This window comes from Spirochaetota bacterium (genome assembly GCA_038043445.1).
Lineage (GTDB): Bacteria > Spirochaetota > Brachyspiria > Brachyspirales > JACRPF01 > JBBTBY01.
Genome location: JBBTBY010000174.1, coordinates 1 through 17,017 on the forward strand (window position 1 = coordinate 1; position 17,017 = coordinate 17,017).

10 protein-coding genes are annotated in these 17,017 nt (G+C 55.2%); 6 read left to right on the top strand and 4 right to left on the bottom strand.

What is annotated here, in order from left to right; all coding sequences use genetic code 11:
• The coding region (locus AABZ39_20930; protein MEK6797253.1) for a helix-turn-helix domain-containing protein at nt 1–650 on the top strand (650 nt) is incomplete at its 5' end.
• A 245-nt stretch (nt 651–895) separates the two neighbouring features.
• Nucleotides 896–4,369, top strand: coding sequence for a hypothetical protein (locus AABZ39_20935; GenBank protein ID MEK6797254.1), 3,474 nt, complete (start codon nt 896–898; stop codon nt 4,367–4,369).
• 44 nt (nt 4,370–4,413) lie between these two features.
• Here the strand turns inward: AABZ39_20935 and AABZ39_20940 are convergent, their stop codons facing one another.
• A complete protein-coding gene (locus tag AABZ39_20940) occupies nt 4,414–4,668 on the bottom strand; it encodes a hypothetical protein (GenBank protein MEK6797255.1) in 255 nt (84 codons plus the stop codon).
• A gap of 717 nt (nt 4,669–5,385) precedes the next feature.
• Here AABZ39_20940 and AABZ39_20945 point away from each other — a divergent pair.
• The 3 genes from AABZ39_20945 (at nt 5,386) to AABZ39_20955 (ending at nt 13,051) form a co-directional block, all read left to right on the top strand.
• Nucleotides 5,386–8,289: a tetratricopeptide repeat protein gene (locus tag AABZ39_20945; GenBank protein MEK6797256.1), complete on the top strand. Its 2,904-nt coding sequence runs from the start codon at nt 5,386–5,388 to the stop codon at nt 8,287–8,289.
• Nucleotides 8,276–11,593, top strand: a complete 3,318-nt coding sequence (locus AABZ39_20950; GenBank protein MEK6797257.1) for a UvrD-helicase domain-containing protein — start codon at nt 8,276–8,278, stop codon at nt 11,591–11,593. The genes AABZ39_20945 and AABZ39_20950 overlap by 14 nt, the downstream gene beginning before the upstream one ends.
• A gap of 99 nt (nt 11,594–11,692) precedes the next feature.
• Nucleotides 11,693–13,051 carry an ion transporter gene (locus tag AABZ39_20955; protein MEK6797258.1) on the top strand — a complete coding sequence of 453 codons (1,359 nt, stop codon included), beginning with the start codon at nt 11,693–11,695 and terminating at the stop codon, nt 13,049–13,051.
• 116 nt (nt 13,052–13,167) lie between these two features.
• Here AABZ39_20955 and AABZ39_20960 read toward each other — a convergent pair whose 3' ends face one another.
• Entirely contained in the window at nt 13,168–14,838 is a 1,671-nt protein-coding gene (locus AABZ39_20960; GenBank protein MEK6797259.1) for a CocE/NonD family hydrolase, read from the bottom strand.
• Nucleotides 14,839–15,059: 221 nt separating this feature from the next.
• Between AABZ39_20960 and AABZ39_20965 the strand changes: the two genes are divergently transcribed.
• Nucleotides 15,060–16,130 carry a Gfo/Idh/MocA family oxidoreductase gene (locus tag AABZ39_20965; GenBank protein ID MEK6797260.1) on the top strand — a complete coding sequence of 357 codons (1,071 nt, stop codon included), beginning with the start codon at nt 15,060–15,062 and terminating at the stop codon, nt 16,128–16,130.
• Between the two features lie 10 nt (nt 16,131–16,140).
• On the opposite strand, the gene AABZ39_20970 is transcribed toward AABZ39_20965, so the two are convergent.
• Nucleotides 16,141–16,563 carry a thioredoxin family protein gene (locus AABZ39_20970; GenBank protein MEK6797261.1) on the bottom strand — a complete coding sequence of 141 codons (423 nt, stop codon included), beginning with the start codon at nt 16,561–16,563 and terminating at the stop codon, nt 16,141–16,143.
• Between the two features lie 206 nt (nt 16,564–16,769).
• A partial coding sequence (locus AABZ39_20975) for an alpha-L-rhamnosidase C-terminal domain-containing protein (protein MEK6797262.1) occupies nt 16,770–17,017 on the bottom strand: 248 nt, incomplete at its 5' end.

Sequence of the window (17,017 nt, forward strand, 5' to 3'; positions counted from 1 at the left end):
AGCCGTCGCCCGATGCGATCGTTTTTTCCAGCAGCTACTTCGCACACTGGTTCTGGGATCATGCCCTTGAGCAAGGGGTTCGCATACCGGAAGATATAGCCATCGCCGGTATAGGGGACGAGATAACAACATACGATCGTTTTGAAACGCATCCGCTTACCATTATCCGCCAGAATTATTATGAGATCGGGGGATTGGCCGCAGAACTCCTTTACGGGATCATTCATCATACGCGCAGACGTTCCGGCGAGAAGATATATATCAAACCGGAACTTATCGTCCGCAAGTCGTCGTTGAAAAAAAGCCTGCCCCGGTCCGGGGGGATCGCGATTCGTCACGCCATGGAACGCTTTGTCCATGAACATTATGCCGAACGAAAGATCCTTGAAAAAGCCGCGTTGCGTTTTTCGATGACCTATACCGCATTCTCACGGAAATTCAGATCATTGTTCGGGAAAAGCCTTCAGGGATATCTCACCGATATACGGGTGGAGAAATTGGCTTTCTACCTTGAGCATACCGGGAAGCCTGTCTGGAACATCCTCGCCGATATAGGCTGCAATCACCATCAGCGGCTGTATGCGCATTTCAGGGACCGATACGGCATGTCCCCGGAAAAATACAGAAAGACAAAACAAGGCGTCCACTGATACGCCCCCCTCCGCCGAAGCGCACGATGCCGCATAAAAAAAGCACATCATTGCTGATAAATAAAGCACACCGCTCTGTCATTCCCTGTGCTATAATTGAGCAGATGCGACGCAGCGGTAAGTATCGGGGGCGCCATCGAGCCGTACTCCGGTCATTATCGTTGGGAGCGCCGTTGATAAATTGAGTGCAACAAACTATAATGAGGCTGCAAATACGGAGACCGATCACGATGAGAGGCGTACACATGAAACGGTTCCTGACACGACATCTTCTCCCTGTGCTCATATTCTCAGGGGCATTATCGTTCGCCGAGCTTGTCGCCCCGGCATTCAATATTTCCGGCGACGCTGCCGGCATCGATATCATCCCTGCGGGCATATGCAGCGGCGGCAGATATGAATTCCAGACCTGGGGTCCGGAAGAGAAGCGTAAACGGAGCGCGAGCATATATCTCGAAATGACATCGAACGCATGGGCGAACGCATGGTTCTCGTTCAAGCCGTCGAAAGACGGCGCGGTGAATATCAGTCTCTACGGGTCGTACAAGATCGTCGACGGGGCGAACAAGCGCATCAATGTGCTTTTTGATAATGTGGAAGCCGAAGGCACTGCTCTAAAGAACGGTAATTTCGAAGAGGGGAAGGACGGCATGCCCGCCGCATGGTACGCATATGCGAAGGATGGCACTGTCGAGGGAGGGCCGCGTTATCTCGCAAAACGAGGGGTCAATGGAAGCTCCTGTATCATGACCTGGCATAACGGCAGTTTTTCTCAGACGATCAAATGCAAAAAAGATGAGACCGTGACCATACGTCTTAACTGCAAATTGGCGGACGCTGATGATGAAGCGGCGCCCGCGCCGGGGGCTGCCGTGAAACCTGATAATAGCAAATATAAGGACATACCTGATACCGCCGTGGACCTTATACCGGCAGCGAACATGGACTTTACCGACGATAAGGCAGGGGACGGTATCGGCGGCTGGTCCGATCAGGGTTCGGAGAACGACCTCTCCGGGTTCGACACGGCAAGGACCGATTATCGCGGCATAGATTTCTCCATCATCGACCCGAAGAAGAACGGCGGAAAGGCGGTACTGACATTCAGGAGCGAGAACGTGAAGACATCGCTTGAACGGATAACGCTCCCCGTCGGCGGCGCGAAAGCGCGGTTCCTGTATCTGCTACACACGGCATGCTTCGTGACGAAACAGAAAGAAACACTTGCGAGGATAATTATCCGCACGAAAAGCGGCCGCGAGACGGAGCATGAGGTCGTAACCGGGAAGGATATCGCTGATTGGTGGGGAGCAGGGCATCTCGCCAATGGCCTTGTGGCTTACCGTAAAAGTAATAAAACATCATCCGTGGGCCTGTATCTTTCGCGATTCGCCGTAGGGGACGATCTGGAAGAAGTCGAATCGGTGACGCTAGCCACTGCCGGAACGGCGGTATGGATAGTCGTCGGGGCTACCTTGTCGGCAAAAGAGATCGATCTTGTCCCGCAGAAATTCACCGTAAAAAGCGGCGAGGGGTGGAAGCCGATCGACATGACGAGCGTTGTTGTCGAACCGAAAAGCGCGCTCGATCTGAGCGGATTGGTAGAGGACGGCCCGGCGGGCAAGCATGGCCGCGTCATCGTCAATGCCAATGGACAGATGGCGTTCGCCGATTCGCCGAATGTGCCGATTCGGTTCATCGCATTCAATACGTTCGTAAATCATGTTTTCGGTTATCCGGAAACAAAGCTCGCCTCAAGCGATAAAGCGCAGGTAAAGGCCAATTGTGAGCGATATGCCGCGCAGATAAGACGGCAGGGATACAACATGGTGCGGTTCCAGGGCGTTGATATTCTGCTCATGCCGGGTACGAAAGACGATTTTGAGATCAATCAGGGGAACCTTGACCACCTCTGCTATCTCATCCATTGTTTGAAGCGTGAAGGTGTGTACGTCAACATTGATCTGTGGAGTTATAACGGATACCTGAAGGGCGAGTGGGACGAGGCGTTAAAACGGGGCCTCGCCGAACTCATGCTGGTGGATACGGCATCACGAACGTTATGGGAGACCGGCGTGAAGCTGCTCATGGCGCATAAGAACCCATACACAGGAACGACATTCGCCGAGGAAAAAGCCATCGCGCTTGTGACGATGTTCAATGAGCAGGATATTCCCGTTATCCTGAATGTGTTCAATGGCTCCAAAGTAAAACCATTCGCTGCCGAACGTTGGCGGGAATATCTGCAGAAACGCTACAGTGATATTGCCGAAATCGAACGCGCATGGGGGAAACCATTCCCTTCCGGCACCGCCATCGAAACCATTGCGCTTTTTCCAAAGGGCAGTGAATGGCAGCGGACCGCCTACGGAACGGATGTCGGCAGGTTCATGTACGACCGCCTGCGTGACCTTCTGATCTGGTATCAGACAACGCTCCGCTCAACGGGGTATACGGGACTTTCAGGACAGTATGACGTCATAAAATACTACCGTGATCATGCGGCGCGGAACGAAAGCCCGGTCATTGCCATGCACACCTATCATAACCATCCCACCGACATGAGCATGGGGAAAGGCTCGCGCATGGGGCAGGATGGTATTATTCAATCGTCCGCGAACTACTGGCGTACGCAGGCAGCGGCCCGTTATCTCAACAGACCGATGTGCATCACCGAATACAACACCATGTACTGGCACCGGTACCGTCACGAGGAGGGAATTCTTTTCCCGGCGTATTCGGCGCTGCAGGATTTCTCGGTCATCACCGTTCATGCGCAGGCGGTCATTCTGCAGGCGGTGACGCCGTTAGCGAGCGGTTTCATCGGGCGCGACCCGATAGGGCGTGCGGGAGAGGTCATGGCGGCATTCCTGTATGGACGCAGGGATGTATCTCCCTCGAAACACACGGTTGCGCTTGCGATGAACGACGCGTACATCTTCACGAACGGCAACATGAATTATGCGGTGAATTCCGATCAGAGCAAAATAGCGCTCATGTGCCGGTTCGGACTGCAGTACGATGCCCCGACCACCGCCGCTCTTCCGCCGTACCCAAAAGCGGACATGACAGTGACTCCGGCCGACGGGGCGGCCATCGTCGCTTCACAGTGGGCGGCAAGCGTTATCGACAATGCCGGCGGCGGAGATCTTGATGCAGTCGTTGAATCGATGAAGACCAAAGGTATCCTTTCAAAGGATAATCTATCAAGCCCCGCCCAAGGCATATTTCAGAGTGATACAAAAGAGATCAACATGAATTCCCCCGAGGAGCAGCTCACCGTTGTCACCCCGCGAATGGAATGTGTTATCCTCAAGGAAAAAAAGGCGGCTTCGCTCAATGCAGTAAAGACCGTGCGCACCACGGTCGCAGCGGCCATCGGTGTTGCATCGCTTGACGGTAAAACGGTAGCGGAGAGCAAACGTCTGCTCATTGTGTATTCTACCGATGCGCTCAATACCGGTTTTGAGGCGTCCGATGACCGCGTGACGCTGGTGAACAACGGGAAACTGCCGGTGCTTATGCAGACGGGCACGCTCAAGGCAGCGGTAGGAACGAAACATGGTGCGGGCATGACGCTCTGGGCGCTCGGCCTCGATGGGACGCGCAAGGAGAAAATACCGCTTACGCGGGTGACGGACGACGAAGTGAGGATCACTATCGATACGGATACACTTAAGAACGGACCGACGCCGTTCTTTGAGCTTGCCGCGCAGTAAGTCCGGGCTATCCGCTGCATGCGCGGTAACACCCCGCAGACATGCTATCGATTGAACGCTTTCTTTATTTTCTTTATCCCCGCGCCGGTTTTTCCCGCCACCCACATCACAATGCCCGCTGCAATGACGAATATGCATACATAGAGAGAAAGCTCCGGTTTCAGATTTAATTCATCCCATGATCGTTTCGCCGTTGCGCCGGCGAGTGCCAGCACCGCAAGGAGTCCGAACAACACGCCGTTGATGAGCATAAGCACGCCGAAGAATTTCAGGAACACGGATCTCGAGAATCGTTTCACCGATGCTTTGTTGAGCGTGCTGTTGCGCCTGCCGAAAAAGAAATAGCACGAATATCCCCGTGCCGATGACGCAGCCGATGCCGAGGAGCGTAAGATCGAACGCGCCGAGCACTTTTTTCAGCTTTGACCCGGAGCGTTTCGTAACGTCTATCATGGCGTTTATCGGTTTACGCGCGAACAGCCCTTCTATCATGCTATACTCCCCGTGAGCCGATGTTCATCGGCAACTATCGTTCTATCATCCGATATCATCGGACGCAGTTCAAGTATAACGCATGCGGTTTACTGCGTCAATCGAATAGAAGTACGCACCGAATCAGCTGCATCTTTCCCAATGGGAAGAAGATCAGCAACATCTTCGTCGCGCCTTCGCGTCATCGCGTGCCTTCTTTCCCCATCTCTTCTCCTATCTTTCCGGCTCCATAATCAAATTCAAAAAAAAGTAGGTTCCTACTCTATACGAATTCACCCTCCCTTCGTATATTCCCATGCATGACCCGCAGAACAGTACGCGATGCGGGAGATGTTAACGAAGTTCGACAGGAGGACGACATTGCTCCAGGGATACACGGTCACCCGAAACGATGGGAAAACGGCCCAAAGCGGCTTCGCACCTTGTTCGCTTTACGTTCGCTTTGGGTTCGCTTTCTGTTCTATCTCGGTTCGAAAGCGGGATCGGCCTTGAAATATTCCCCATACGGCTGTATTTTTCATGTCATGAAGAACATCGTCTCCGTTCTCGCTCTTGTTTCGATCTTTACCGCCATTGCATACGCCGCGCCGGATGAGGACCTCTATCAGAGCGCTTCCAAGGCGTTCGATGAGAAAGCATACGCCATAGCCGCGAGCCAATACGTACGATTTATAACCGAATACCGCGATTCGCCGTTCGCCGCCAATGCTCATTTCTACCTTTCCGTCGCATCCCATTATCTCGGCGAGTGGGATAAATCGATACGGTACATGAACATCTTCCTCAAGGAATACCCGTCGTCCCCGCTCCGCGCCAAGGCGTATTACTGGCTCGGACAAGGCTACTACCGAAAGAAGGAGCTCGCGCTCGCCCGCGAACAGTATCGCATGCTCACGACAAAATACCCCGCCGATGAATATGCCGCGCTCGCCGCGTACTCCATCGGCTATATCGCTTATGAGCAGAAGCGCTATGAAGAGGCGATAAACGAATTCTCGCTCGCATTATCGAATTATGGGAAAAGCCCTGTCGCAGAGGAGATATCGTTCCGTCTTGCGCTCTCGTATCTCGCCAATGGTGAAACGGACAAAGGATCTTCGACGCTCCTTATGGCAATGCCGCGTATGGATGCCGTCTATCGGGCTAAGGCATCGTATCAGCTCGGCAAGATAGCCTATGAACGGAAGAATATCGCGGAGGCTGTCGAGCGTTTCACCGAGGCTGCACGCGAAAACACCGAGTACACGGAGAACGCGGTGGGATATCTTGCGACCATCGCGCTCGACGCGAACGATGCCAATCGCGCCTACGGCATTACCCGCGCCTTCATCGATAAGAACCCGAGAACACCCGTCATGTACGTCTCATTCCTCCATCTGCGCGCGCTCATAGCCCGCGGCACAGTACGCGAAGCGGCTGCCTACTGGACATCCGTTTCGAACATCCCCAGCACATACCGACCGGATGCGCTCTCGGAACTTGCGCGCGCGCTTGCTTCCGCAGGAGACATCGCCGCCGCCGAACGATATCTGCATGAATGCGTTCAGACCGGCAATACCAATATCATCGCAGACACCTATGTCGCTATCGGCGATGGCCTCAGAAAGAAAGGCGATGCATCCGAAGCGCTCACCAATTACCGTTTCGTCACCGCATCGTTCAGGAAAGCGAGCGCATATCCGAACGCTCATTTCGGGGCGGGGGCTTCCCTCGTCATGCTCGGCGCGACCAATGAGGCGATAGTACATCTCACCAATGCCGTCATACTCATGTCAGTACCGAAGGACAAATGGGCGGCGTACTATTACACCGCTGACATGCTCGCGGTAACAGGACGATATACGGATGCGCTCGCGCTCGCCGCCGCAGCCGACCGTTTCCCCGGAGCCGCAGCGGAACGAACACGGCTCCTCGATCTGAAAAGCTACCTGCTCACCGAAATGAAGCGTTACCGCGAAGCGAAGCCGCTCGTACAGGAGCTCATGGCGACCGATCGTGCCGACAGGGCGTACTTCCGCGCCGGGGTGATCGCATTCAATGAGAAGGACCTCGATACGGCACGCACCCATTTCCTCGCCGTGGTCGTGCGCTTCCCCGCGTCACCGGCAGCGGTCAGCGCGCTCAAAGAGCTTGCCGATGTCGAATTCAGGCTCGCGCGTTTCAAGGACGCCTCCGAGCATTACCGCTCGTATGCCGCGCGGACGAACGGCAGCGAGAGCGCCTATGCCATGTACCGCGCCGGGTTCTCGGAATTCTCCCGCGAACAGTATGACGATGCCATATCGTTCCTCATGACGGCGGCCGATATGTACGGGGAAGGCACAGGCTTCGCCAAGTCGCTCCTCCTTGCCGGCACATCGCATTACAATGCGAAACGCTATTCGGACGCCGTTGCGATATATCGCCGGCTCATAGAGCGCATCGATACGGATACGGCCATAGCGAACGACATACTCCTCGATACCTGGTACAATTTCGCGAACACCTATGCCGCCGCAGGGAACGACAGCGAAGCGGAGGCGATATACGAAAAGATACTCGCGCGCTTCCCCGTTTCGCGATACACGGATGAGATATCGATGAAGCTCGCCGATTACAGCTTCATCAAGCGCAATTATGCGCGGTCGGCGGAATATTATGACCGCATCGCGAAAGGTGTCGGCACGTACGCCAACGAAGCGCGGGTAAAGCGCGGCGAAGCGCTCCTCGAAGCGGGCGACTACAAGAACGCCATCATCGTCCTTTACGGCTTCATCAACGATGTCCCTTCGGGTCCGCTCACCGGACATGCGCAGTACCGCCTCGCGCTCGCCTACGAGCGTGCGGGGTTCAACGAGGACGCCCTCGCCCGCTATCGGGCATCTATTTCGCTTGCCGGCACGAACATGATCGGGGATATCGTCGAAGCGAAGTCCGCCGTCGTCCGCCTCTTGTACGAGATGAAGCGTTTCGATGAGTGGAAAGTATCGGCGCGGGGGTTCATCGATGACGCATCGGTGCCGGAAGAGCGACGTATCGAAACGATACTCTCTCTCGCCGAATACGCCGAGGAGAAGAACGATACAGGCGCTGCGGCGTTCTATGAGCGTCTCGTTTCCACCGGACGGCCGGCGGCCGTTGAAGCGGGATTGTTCGGACTTGCGCGTCTTCGGTTCCGCGAGAAAGACCATGCCTCCGCGGCGAAATACCTCAAGGATTACTATGTCTCGTTCCGCGACACCGGCGCGCATCGCGTCGATGCGGTGTTCTTTCTTGCGGCGGTCTCCTATTACAGCGGCGATGCGGAAGCAGCGAAGCGATATTTCCGCTATCTGATAACGACGTTCCCGGATTCATCGCGGACGGAACTCTCGAAGAACATACTCACCGAGCTCCTGGACCGCGGGCGGTCCGCCGTTCTCGACACCCGTACCTATGAAATACGCTGACCCCGATACGATACGCGCTTCGATAATACGCACGCTCGCGGACGAACATCGCCATGTCTTTGTCGGCGCCTCCGCGGGAAGCGGCAAAACGAGCACGCTCGTCGCCTTGTACCGTGCGCTCATCGAAAAGGGCGTATCGGCGGATACGATAGCCGCGATAACGTTCACCGAGAATGCCGCGCATGAGATGAAGCGCCGCATACGCGCGTCGCTTGCGAAGGGCCGCGGCATGGCGAGCATTGCGCGCGCTTCCATCTCGACGATACATTCCTTCTGCCTCGCGCTCATACGCGAATACGGCTGCATGGCAGGCATTACGCTCCCGCCGCGCGTCGCGGAGACGAACGGCGGCACCGCCGAGTTGCTCCGCGCCCGCGTACTCGCCGAACTCGACGCGAACACCGATGCCGCACAGGTGCTCATGCCGCTCATGAACCTCCACATCGCCTCACGAAAAGCGTCGTTCGTCGATGCCGTCGTTGCGCTCGCGCAAGGGATAATACCGCGCTTCGCCGATGAGGAACGATTCCTCGCATCGGTCAGTGCCGGGCTTGATCGCGCTGCCGGTTACGGGGAACGGCGGAGGACGGCGCTCGACGCCGTGGATCGCATGCACGCGTTCCACGGCGAAGGGAAAACGCTCCCTGAATACAAGCTCCTTGTCGCTCCTGTTCCCGCAGCTCTCGTGCCGGAATATCGCGATCTTGCCGTATTGTCTGAGAACGTGTTTATCGATGCATATTCCTCTCTCATGAACGTGGCAGAGAAGATACGCAAAGGCACGTACAAGCGGATCGAGAAATTCCCGGAATTCCTCAATGACCTGAGATCGCTCGCCGCCATCGCCGATGATCTCGCGCTCGATCTTGCCTTCGCCCGCTATCGCGACGCCGTATCCGCCGTCGCAGAACTTGCGGCGACCGCGCTCAATGCGTACCAGCAGATGCGTATCGAAAGGAATATCATCTCCTTTGACGACATCATCGCCACCGCGGTGCGCCTTTTCGACACCGGCACCGTGCGCGATGCGATACGCCGCCGTTACACGCATATCATCGTCGATGAGTTCCAGGATACCAACTGGCAGCAGTATGAGCTCATTCGCCGTCTTGTCGAGGGCGCTATGCCGCATCCCGTTCTTTTCGTCGTCGGCGACCGCAAGCAGTCGATATATCGTTTCCGCAATGCGGATGTAAGCCTCTTCACCCGCACAAAGGCCGATATTGAACGCGCAGGCGGGACATCATTCGGTCTTTCGAATAATTTCAGAAGCACGCCGGCCATGCTCGCATTCTTCAACGCGTTCTTCTCCCATGTCCTTTCCGGCGATACGATAGTCGGCTACGGCCCCGATGACGATTTCAGCAATGCCGCACCATCGGACGAACGAGCGGTGACATTCCTCATGTGCAATACGCGTACAAGGGACGGCACGGAAATCCTCGCCCGCGAGCGTACGCATCTCGAAGCGCATGCATTCGCCCGCTGCGTCGCCGACCACGCGGACGGCGGCCGCTCCTTCGACGGCACGGCGCTCCTCCTTCCGTCATTCTCCGATATCCACGAATACCTCGCTGCGTTCGCCGCATACGGCATACCGTATCACATCATGGGCGGGCAGGGGTTCTATGAGCGCGATGAGATACGCCACCTCACCGTGCTCATCACCTATCTCGCGACCTTTTCCGATGCGCTCTTCTTTCCGGTTCTCAAGCTCCCGTTCTTTGCGCTCATCCCGGAAGACAGCTCGACGCTTGCCGCATGCATGTATGCAATGGATATATCACCGCACACGTTCTGTTCGGGAACGGCTGTGCCGAAAGAAGCAGGAGCGGAAGCCGCCCGCGCCGTTGCGCTCATCAGGGAGTTCGCGGCCTATACGACCATCCATGGCATCGCCGATACGATAGAGTTCATCGTGGAGCGCACGCGATATCATGCCTATCTCATGACCGATGTCGAGGGGGAGATCGCGTACGCGAACGTGAGGAAATTCATCGAGATAGCGCGCGTGTTCGAGAAGGGCGGCGGACGCACGCTCATCGATCTTGTACGATATGTGGAGCATGAGATAGAAGCGAATGCAAAGGAAGGATATGCCGTCATCCCCGAGCTCTCCTCGCGCGCATTACGCGTCTATACCGTACACGCCGCGAAGGGACTTGAATTCGATACGGTACTCCTCGGGGGGCTCACCAAAAAACCGCCGGTGAACTCGGAAGAACTTTCGTTCATGGGCCGCTCGCTCGCCGTGCGCGTGAAACATCCGGACATCGGGACCATACTCATCTCGGACAGGGATGATGCCGAAGAGGAACGTCAGACGCTTTCCGAGCGCAAGCGTCTTCTCTACGTGGCAGCAACACGCGCCAAACGCTCGCTCGTCATCGCGGGACCGGCGGGCGGATACGCAGAGACCGTATACGATACGCTCATCGCCGATTTTGTGCGCGCCAACGGGGGCATCCCGCTCATCGATGAAAGCTATGGCGTAAGCGAGGATATGCACGGCCTTCGCCCCATCACCCATGACGCGCCCCATGCACGCTTTTTTCTCTACGGCCGAGGTATAGCCGCGGCACGGACCGAGGGCGCAGGGGCGATCGCCGAGCGCTCGCGCATCGCCCATGAAGTATGCCGCATACTTGCCGGCAAACCACACCCGAAAGCGATCGAGGTGCATCGCACCTACGATACGATAACCGCTCGCGCGCATGCGCTCCATTCCCGCGACACCATTGACCGTATCACGCTCTATCACGATGCCGCATCGGACGACGCGCTCTCCCCCGCCGAGATGGGCGACCGGGTGCACCGCATGCTCGAGCATTACAGATCCGATGCCGCATCGACAGACCGTCTTGTCGAAGAGTTCTTTCCCGAAGGCACAAGCGATGCTCTGCGCGCGCGCACCATGCTCAATGCATTCATCGCTTCTTCCGTCGGCAAGAACCTCGCCTCCGGGGCATGGACGGAGGTCGGCCGTGAAGTGCCGTTCACCGCGGTCCATCGGAAGGACGGCCGCGAGCATTGGCTCCCCGGACGCATCGATCTCATAGCCCGAGACGAGAAGGGGGCGCTCATCATCGTCGATCACAAAACAGCGAAACAGCCGCCCTCATCGGAGGCATATCGGTTCCAGATGCGGTCATACTGCTGCTGTGTTGCACGCATGTACGCAGTGCCGATATCCGCCGTCCGCGCGATACTGCTCTATCTCGGAGCGGCGAAAGGCCCGGAGGAAGAAACAATATCCGTCACGGAAGAGGATGTACCCGCGGTCGAAAGCATGCTCTTCGGATAATGAATATCCGGGGTTGCGCGTTATCCCAAGCGGATGTACTGCCTTCTATATTTATCATCACTGTTTTCCGATAATGGTATCTACATAGCGAGGAAACTTATGGCCGATACACCCCTCATCCCGGTAATAAAATACAACGGCAAATTCCGTGTTTTCTGGAGCTTGTTCATCGTCGTATCGATACTTGCGGCAGTGGTGATATTCTCGTACCGCATGGTCTTTAAAAATGACAGCCTCGATGCCTTATACTGGCTGTTCACCGTGATATTCTCGCTCGATATTCTCGTCAATCTTAACATGTCCTTCAAGAAAGGGCTCACTATCGTTTCGGACCGAAAGACCATCGTCAGCACCTACCTCCGTTCCTGGTTCATTCTCGACTTTCTCGCAGCATTCCCGTTCCCCGTGATAATAGGCCTCTTTCATCCCGAAACGCTTAATAACCCGCTCATCACGAACGTATTATCCTCGTTCTGGTTCTTCCGCCTCATCAAGCTCCTCAGGGCGAACGGAACGTTCCGCGAACTGCAGATAGCGCTCAATATCAATCCCGGCGTCATGCGTCTGTGCACGTTCGGCTTCTGGTTCATTCAGATGGCGCACTTCATTGCGCTCGGATGGATCATGATAGGGGCGGTGGAACAGAACCGGTCCCCTGTCGACCAATACATACGGGCGCTCTACTGGTGCATTACGACGGTGGCTACCATCGGCTACGGCGACTACTACCCGAACCACGAGAAGAACGCAGAGATAATCTATACGATCATCGCACAGATATTCGGCGTTGGCATGTACGGCTACATCATCGGTAACGTATCCGGTCTTATCGCCAACCTCGATGTCGCAAAGGCGAACTATCTCAAGAAGATGGAAGAAGTGAACGATTACATGCGCACGAAGATGCTGCCGCCGGCGCTGCAGCATAAAGTGCAGAACTACTATCAATACCTGTGGGTAACGCAGAAGAATGTCGCGACAACGAGCGTTCTCGACGAACTGCCGGGCACGCTCGCCATGGAGATATCCCTCCATCTCAACCGCGGCATTCTGGAAAAAGTGGCGCTGTTCAAGAACATGAATGAGATATTCGTCCGCGAAGTGACGCAGCTTTTGCGTCCGCTCATCTATCTTCCGAACGACTACATCATACGACAGGGCGAATACGGCGACTGCATGTATTTCCTGTCCTCCGGGGACGTGGAAGTGATCGTCAGTGACATAAAAGTGGCCACGCTCGGTGCCGGCTCCCCGTTCGGCGAGACCGCGCTCATCCAGGGCGAAAAGCGGATGGCGAGCATTCGTGCGATGACCTACTGCGATGTCTACCGTCTCTCAAAACAGGACTTCGATGTACTTCGGGAAAAATACTCCGAATTCGATGAGCAGGTGAAAAAGGTCGTCACGGCACGGCTCAAGGATACGCAGGCGAAGACATCGCAGCAGAAAAGCGAATAATTCGATCGACCTGTTTAAAATTTCGAGTGACCGTCATCCGCTCAATGCATCAGCCCGCGATCTCGGCAAACTCTTCTACAGGGACCGTCGTTTGAGCTTTCGCTTTCTTGCCATCCTCATTCAATGGGGAGTTCAATATATGATGCATAACCGCTGTTGCAATGAACCGTATTGTTCACCACAACCCCGGGCGAAAGCATCTCTGAAAAATCCAGCCCATTGTTCATGTTCTTATCGAAGCGGCTGTAATTCGCGGACGTGACGAAAATGCCGATTTTATGCCCGGTACCGAACGTATGCGAGATCTGATTGCATAATTCAATGACAAGGGAATAGACGGTATTCGCTTGTATCGTATCGGGGGTTTGATACGACTGATGCAATTTCAGCCGAGCAATGCCGTCCGAAAGCAGAAGCGATGTCCCGTCGGGATGGATATCGGTCAGACGGATGGCGAAATCAGTATCGCTTACACCGTCGCCGGCGGTGCTTACATTGAAAAGCGCATGCACCATGCCTCGAACGCGGATCGGCGTGCTCAATGTTTCGGTGGAAAAGAACACCCCATCGCCCCTCGATTGGATCGGGCGCTGATCATGCGGTCCTTTATCGAGCGTGTCGAGCAGTGTCGGACCGCCGATGGTCGGCGACGGGTCTATCGGTCTGTACTGATACGTCACCGTATCGCCTGCACTGCTCGGCGAAGTCTCTGATAGAACAGTGCTTTTATGGAGATACCATCGTTTGCGCACCGCCCCCGGCGGCGGCCATGCTGCAAATCCATTCCATATCCCGGACCCGTAATCGTGAACACTCGCCACACTCCAGGACGACACCTCATTCCCTGTCTCATTACGCATATGGTAGTTGAAAAACGCAAGGCTCTTCCGCTGGATGACATTGTCGGTATCGATGAATTTCATTTCCTGTTCGGTGAATTCTCCGTCAGCACCGCCCGCCCGCACCGCCTGATGTATCCATGACCCGAGCAAGAGCCGCGATCCCTCCCGCGCGTTCACACCCCCGGATGCACGTAGTGCGTTGAAGATATCGATTGCGGGTCTGTTGTCAACGTCGTAAGCCCCCGCCACAACAAGGACCGGTACGGTGAGCTTATCGATCGGAAATTGTCCGCTCAACGTCCAGAAGAGATCATCATAGGGGTGCTGTCTGAACGTTGCATCTAATCCATACACTGCCCCTATTATCAGCATATATTCCTTTCGGTATACACCGCCGGGGTAAATATCCGAATAACGGTAGGCGCTATGCGCAAAGATCGGCACCGCGCATTTGTGCGCGGGGTGTTGTTTTACCATGGTGAGATATTGAATATACCCCAGTGCCGATACACCCCATGTCCCTACCGAGCCATCCGACCACGGCTGCCCGATTATCCAGTTGATGCAGTCGACACCGTCCTTGCCGCGGTCGTACCCGGATACGGCTGCGGCCTGTGACCCGAAAAAACCACGCCAGTCGACAATAACAAATGCATACAATGCGCTGTCAAAAAGGGGCTGCGCCGCCAGTAATGAAAAGTATGAATTGCTTAAGTCTTCCTTGTCGTACGGCGTTTGGATAAGAATCACCGGATATCGCCCGCCGCCGTTCGGTATCACCGTCGTTGCGGCAAGATATTTTCCGTCTATCGTCGGTATTGCATTCGTAGAGAATGTCTTTAAGAACGCCTCCGGGGGAGGCGGCTGTGTTTTTACGGGATCAGTGAGGGACACCGGCGCGCATTGCATAATGACAGCAGCAACAAGACCGAGAAGCAAACCCACTGCTTCCCGCCGCAGCACGGCACTTCGAAAAATAGTTGCACGAACCATACTGCCATATACCCATGCTGCGTTGCGATTGTTACAGGGAGGGGCGACTGCCGGTCAACCGATACCTTGATCATCCATGAAATTCCCGATTTCGTCCATTTTCTTTCCCGGCACTTTCGGCTATGTTCTCCGCACGAAACATTGATATTCCCACGTGTGCAAAGGAGCCTTTCATGAAGATACGAACAGCGATCATCGGCCAGGGCAGAAGCGGAGCCGATATACATGCCAAATACCTTGTCACTGACCCCGACAAATATACGATAGTGGCCGTCGCCGACCCCATACAGGCGCGTATGGACCGTGCGGCGAAAGTCTACAATTACTCGGCCGACTGCAAGCGATATACCGACTATCATGACCTTTTCAAGCATACGGATATCGATCTCATCGTCAATGCTTCGATGAGCCATATGCATGTGCCGATAACGAAAGAGATAATGGAAGCGGGCTTCAACGTGCTCTGCGAAAAGCCGCTCGCGCGCACCGTCAAAGAGGTCGATATGCTCGTAAAAACCGCCGAGAAGACGAAAAAGCATTTCGCTATATTCCAGCAATCGCGCTTCGCACCGTATTTCCGAAAGGTTAAAGAGATCGTGGACTCCGGCGTACTCGGGCGCATCGTGCATGTCGGCATTGCCTTCAGCAATTATGCGCGCCGCTGGGACTGGCAAGTCGTTCGTAAATTCAATGCCGGCGGTCTTCTCAATACCGGGCCGCACCCCCTCGACCAGGCGCTGCGCTTCCTCGACTGCGACGGCATGCCGGAAGTGACATGCCATATGGACAATGCAAACTCATTCGGCGACGCCGAGGATTATATCAAGCTCGTGATGAAAGCCCCCGGGCGGCCGGTCATCGACCTTGAGGTATCATCCTGCAATGCCTACCCCACGCACACCTACCTCGTGCAGGGAACACGCGGCGGCCTTAAGGGCAGCATGACGCATCTTGACTGGAAGTATTTCAAAGAGGAAGAAGCGCCCAAGCAGGTGCTTTCGGAAAATCCGATAACCGGCCCCGACGGGTCGCCCCTGTACTGCTCGGAGCAGCTCACGTGGCATGATGAATCCTGGGATGTGCCGCAGGAACAGGCGGATCTCTTCAAAGCGATATCGAGTGGTTTCTACAACATGCTCCATCGCTCGCTCACACAGAACGCACCGCTTGAGATAACGCCCGCACAGGTGCGTCAGCAGATAGCCGTCATCGAGGAATGCCACCGGCAGAATAAATTCGGCTGAACGACGAGCGTTATTTCTTCAAGGCGATTATCTTCTGCACGTATTCGTCAGGCGTTCCCTTGGATCCGGTAATGCGCCCCGCGATACTGCCATCGGGCGATAGAACGATCGCTGTCGGATAACCCCTGACATTGTAATTCGATTTTGCTTCGGCATTGGCGCGTCTGAGATCATCGGGCAATTTCTTGTTCTTCGGAAAATCGATGGACACGAGGATGAGATTCTCTTTGGCGTACGCGGAAAATGCTTCCGTATCGATGACGTTTTTTTTGAGCTTGATGCAGTCCGAACACCAATCCGAGCCGCTGAAGAGAACGAACACGATCTTGCCGTTCGCATTAGTTATCGCATCGGGAATGCTCGTATTCCAAACCGGTTCTTCCACTGCCGCAAGCAACATCGCTGCGGCGAGAATAATGAATATCGATTTCATGCAAACCTCCGTCATGACCGCACGAGCATGCATGCCCTTCAGTATACTTCGTTTTACCGTATCTGTCCAATTCCCGGCAGAGATCGTCGCAAAAATGCAATACTTCCGTCTGTAACAGGTTCGCAAGCATCAATATCTCATAGGAATAACGGAACAGCGGGTTGCAACCCGCTGTTCTCTATTTTCGCGGCAGTCTGCGGCAGAGGTTACCGCACCGTGAATTCGTGAGCACCGCCATATAGCATCTCAACACGATCGCCCGGCAGCCTCACTTCTGCACTCATCCCATCCGGTATCGTTACATTGATCTCGACACGGCCTTCTTTTCGCCGCCAGGCAACTTCTATCTTTCCTTCTATCGTATTCTCGGAGCCCTTCGCCCACTCCATCCCTTCGATAAACACGGGCTGTATCACGGTCTTGGCGAATCCCGGCTGCTCAAACACCGGGCGTA

Excerpts from the sequence above, each read along its gene's own strand:
- AABZ39_20965 (MEK6797260.1), top strand. The coding sequence starts at position 15,060 with ATGAAGATACGAACAGCGATCATCGGCCAGGGCAGAAGCGGAGCCGAT.
- AABZ39_20950 (MEK6797257.1), top strand. The coding sequence starts at position 8,276 with ATGAAATACGCTGACCCCGATACGATACGCGCTTCGATAATACGCACG.
- AABZ39_20935 (MEK6797254.1), top strand. The coding sequence starts at position 896 with ATGAAACGGTTCCTGACACGACATCTTCTCCCTGTGCTCATATTCTCA.
- AABZ39_20955 (MEK6797258.1), top strand. The coding sequence starts at position 11,693 with ATGGCCGATACACCCCTCATCCCGGTAATAAAATACAACGGCAAATTC.
- AABZ39_20945 (MEK6797256.1), top strand. The coding sequence starts at position 5,386 with ATGAAGAACATCGTCTCCGTTCTCGCTCTTGTTTCGATCTTTACCGCC.
- AABZ39_20970 (MEK6797261.1), bottom strand. The coding sequence starts at position 16,563 with ATGAAATCGATATTCATTATTCTCGCCGCAGCGATGTTGCTTGCGGCA.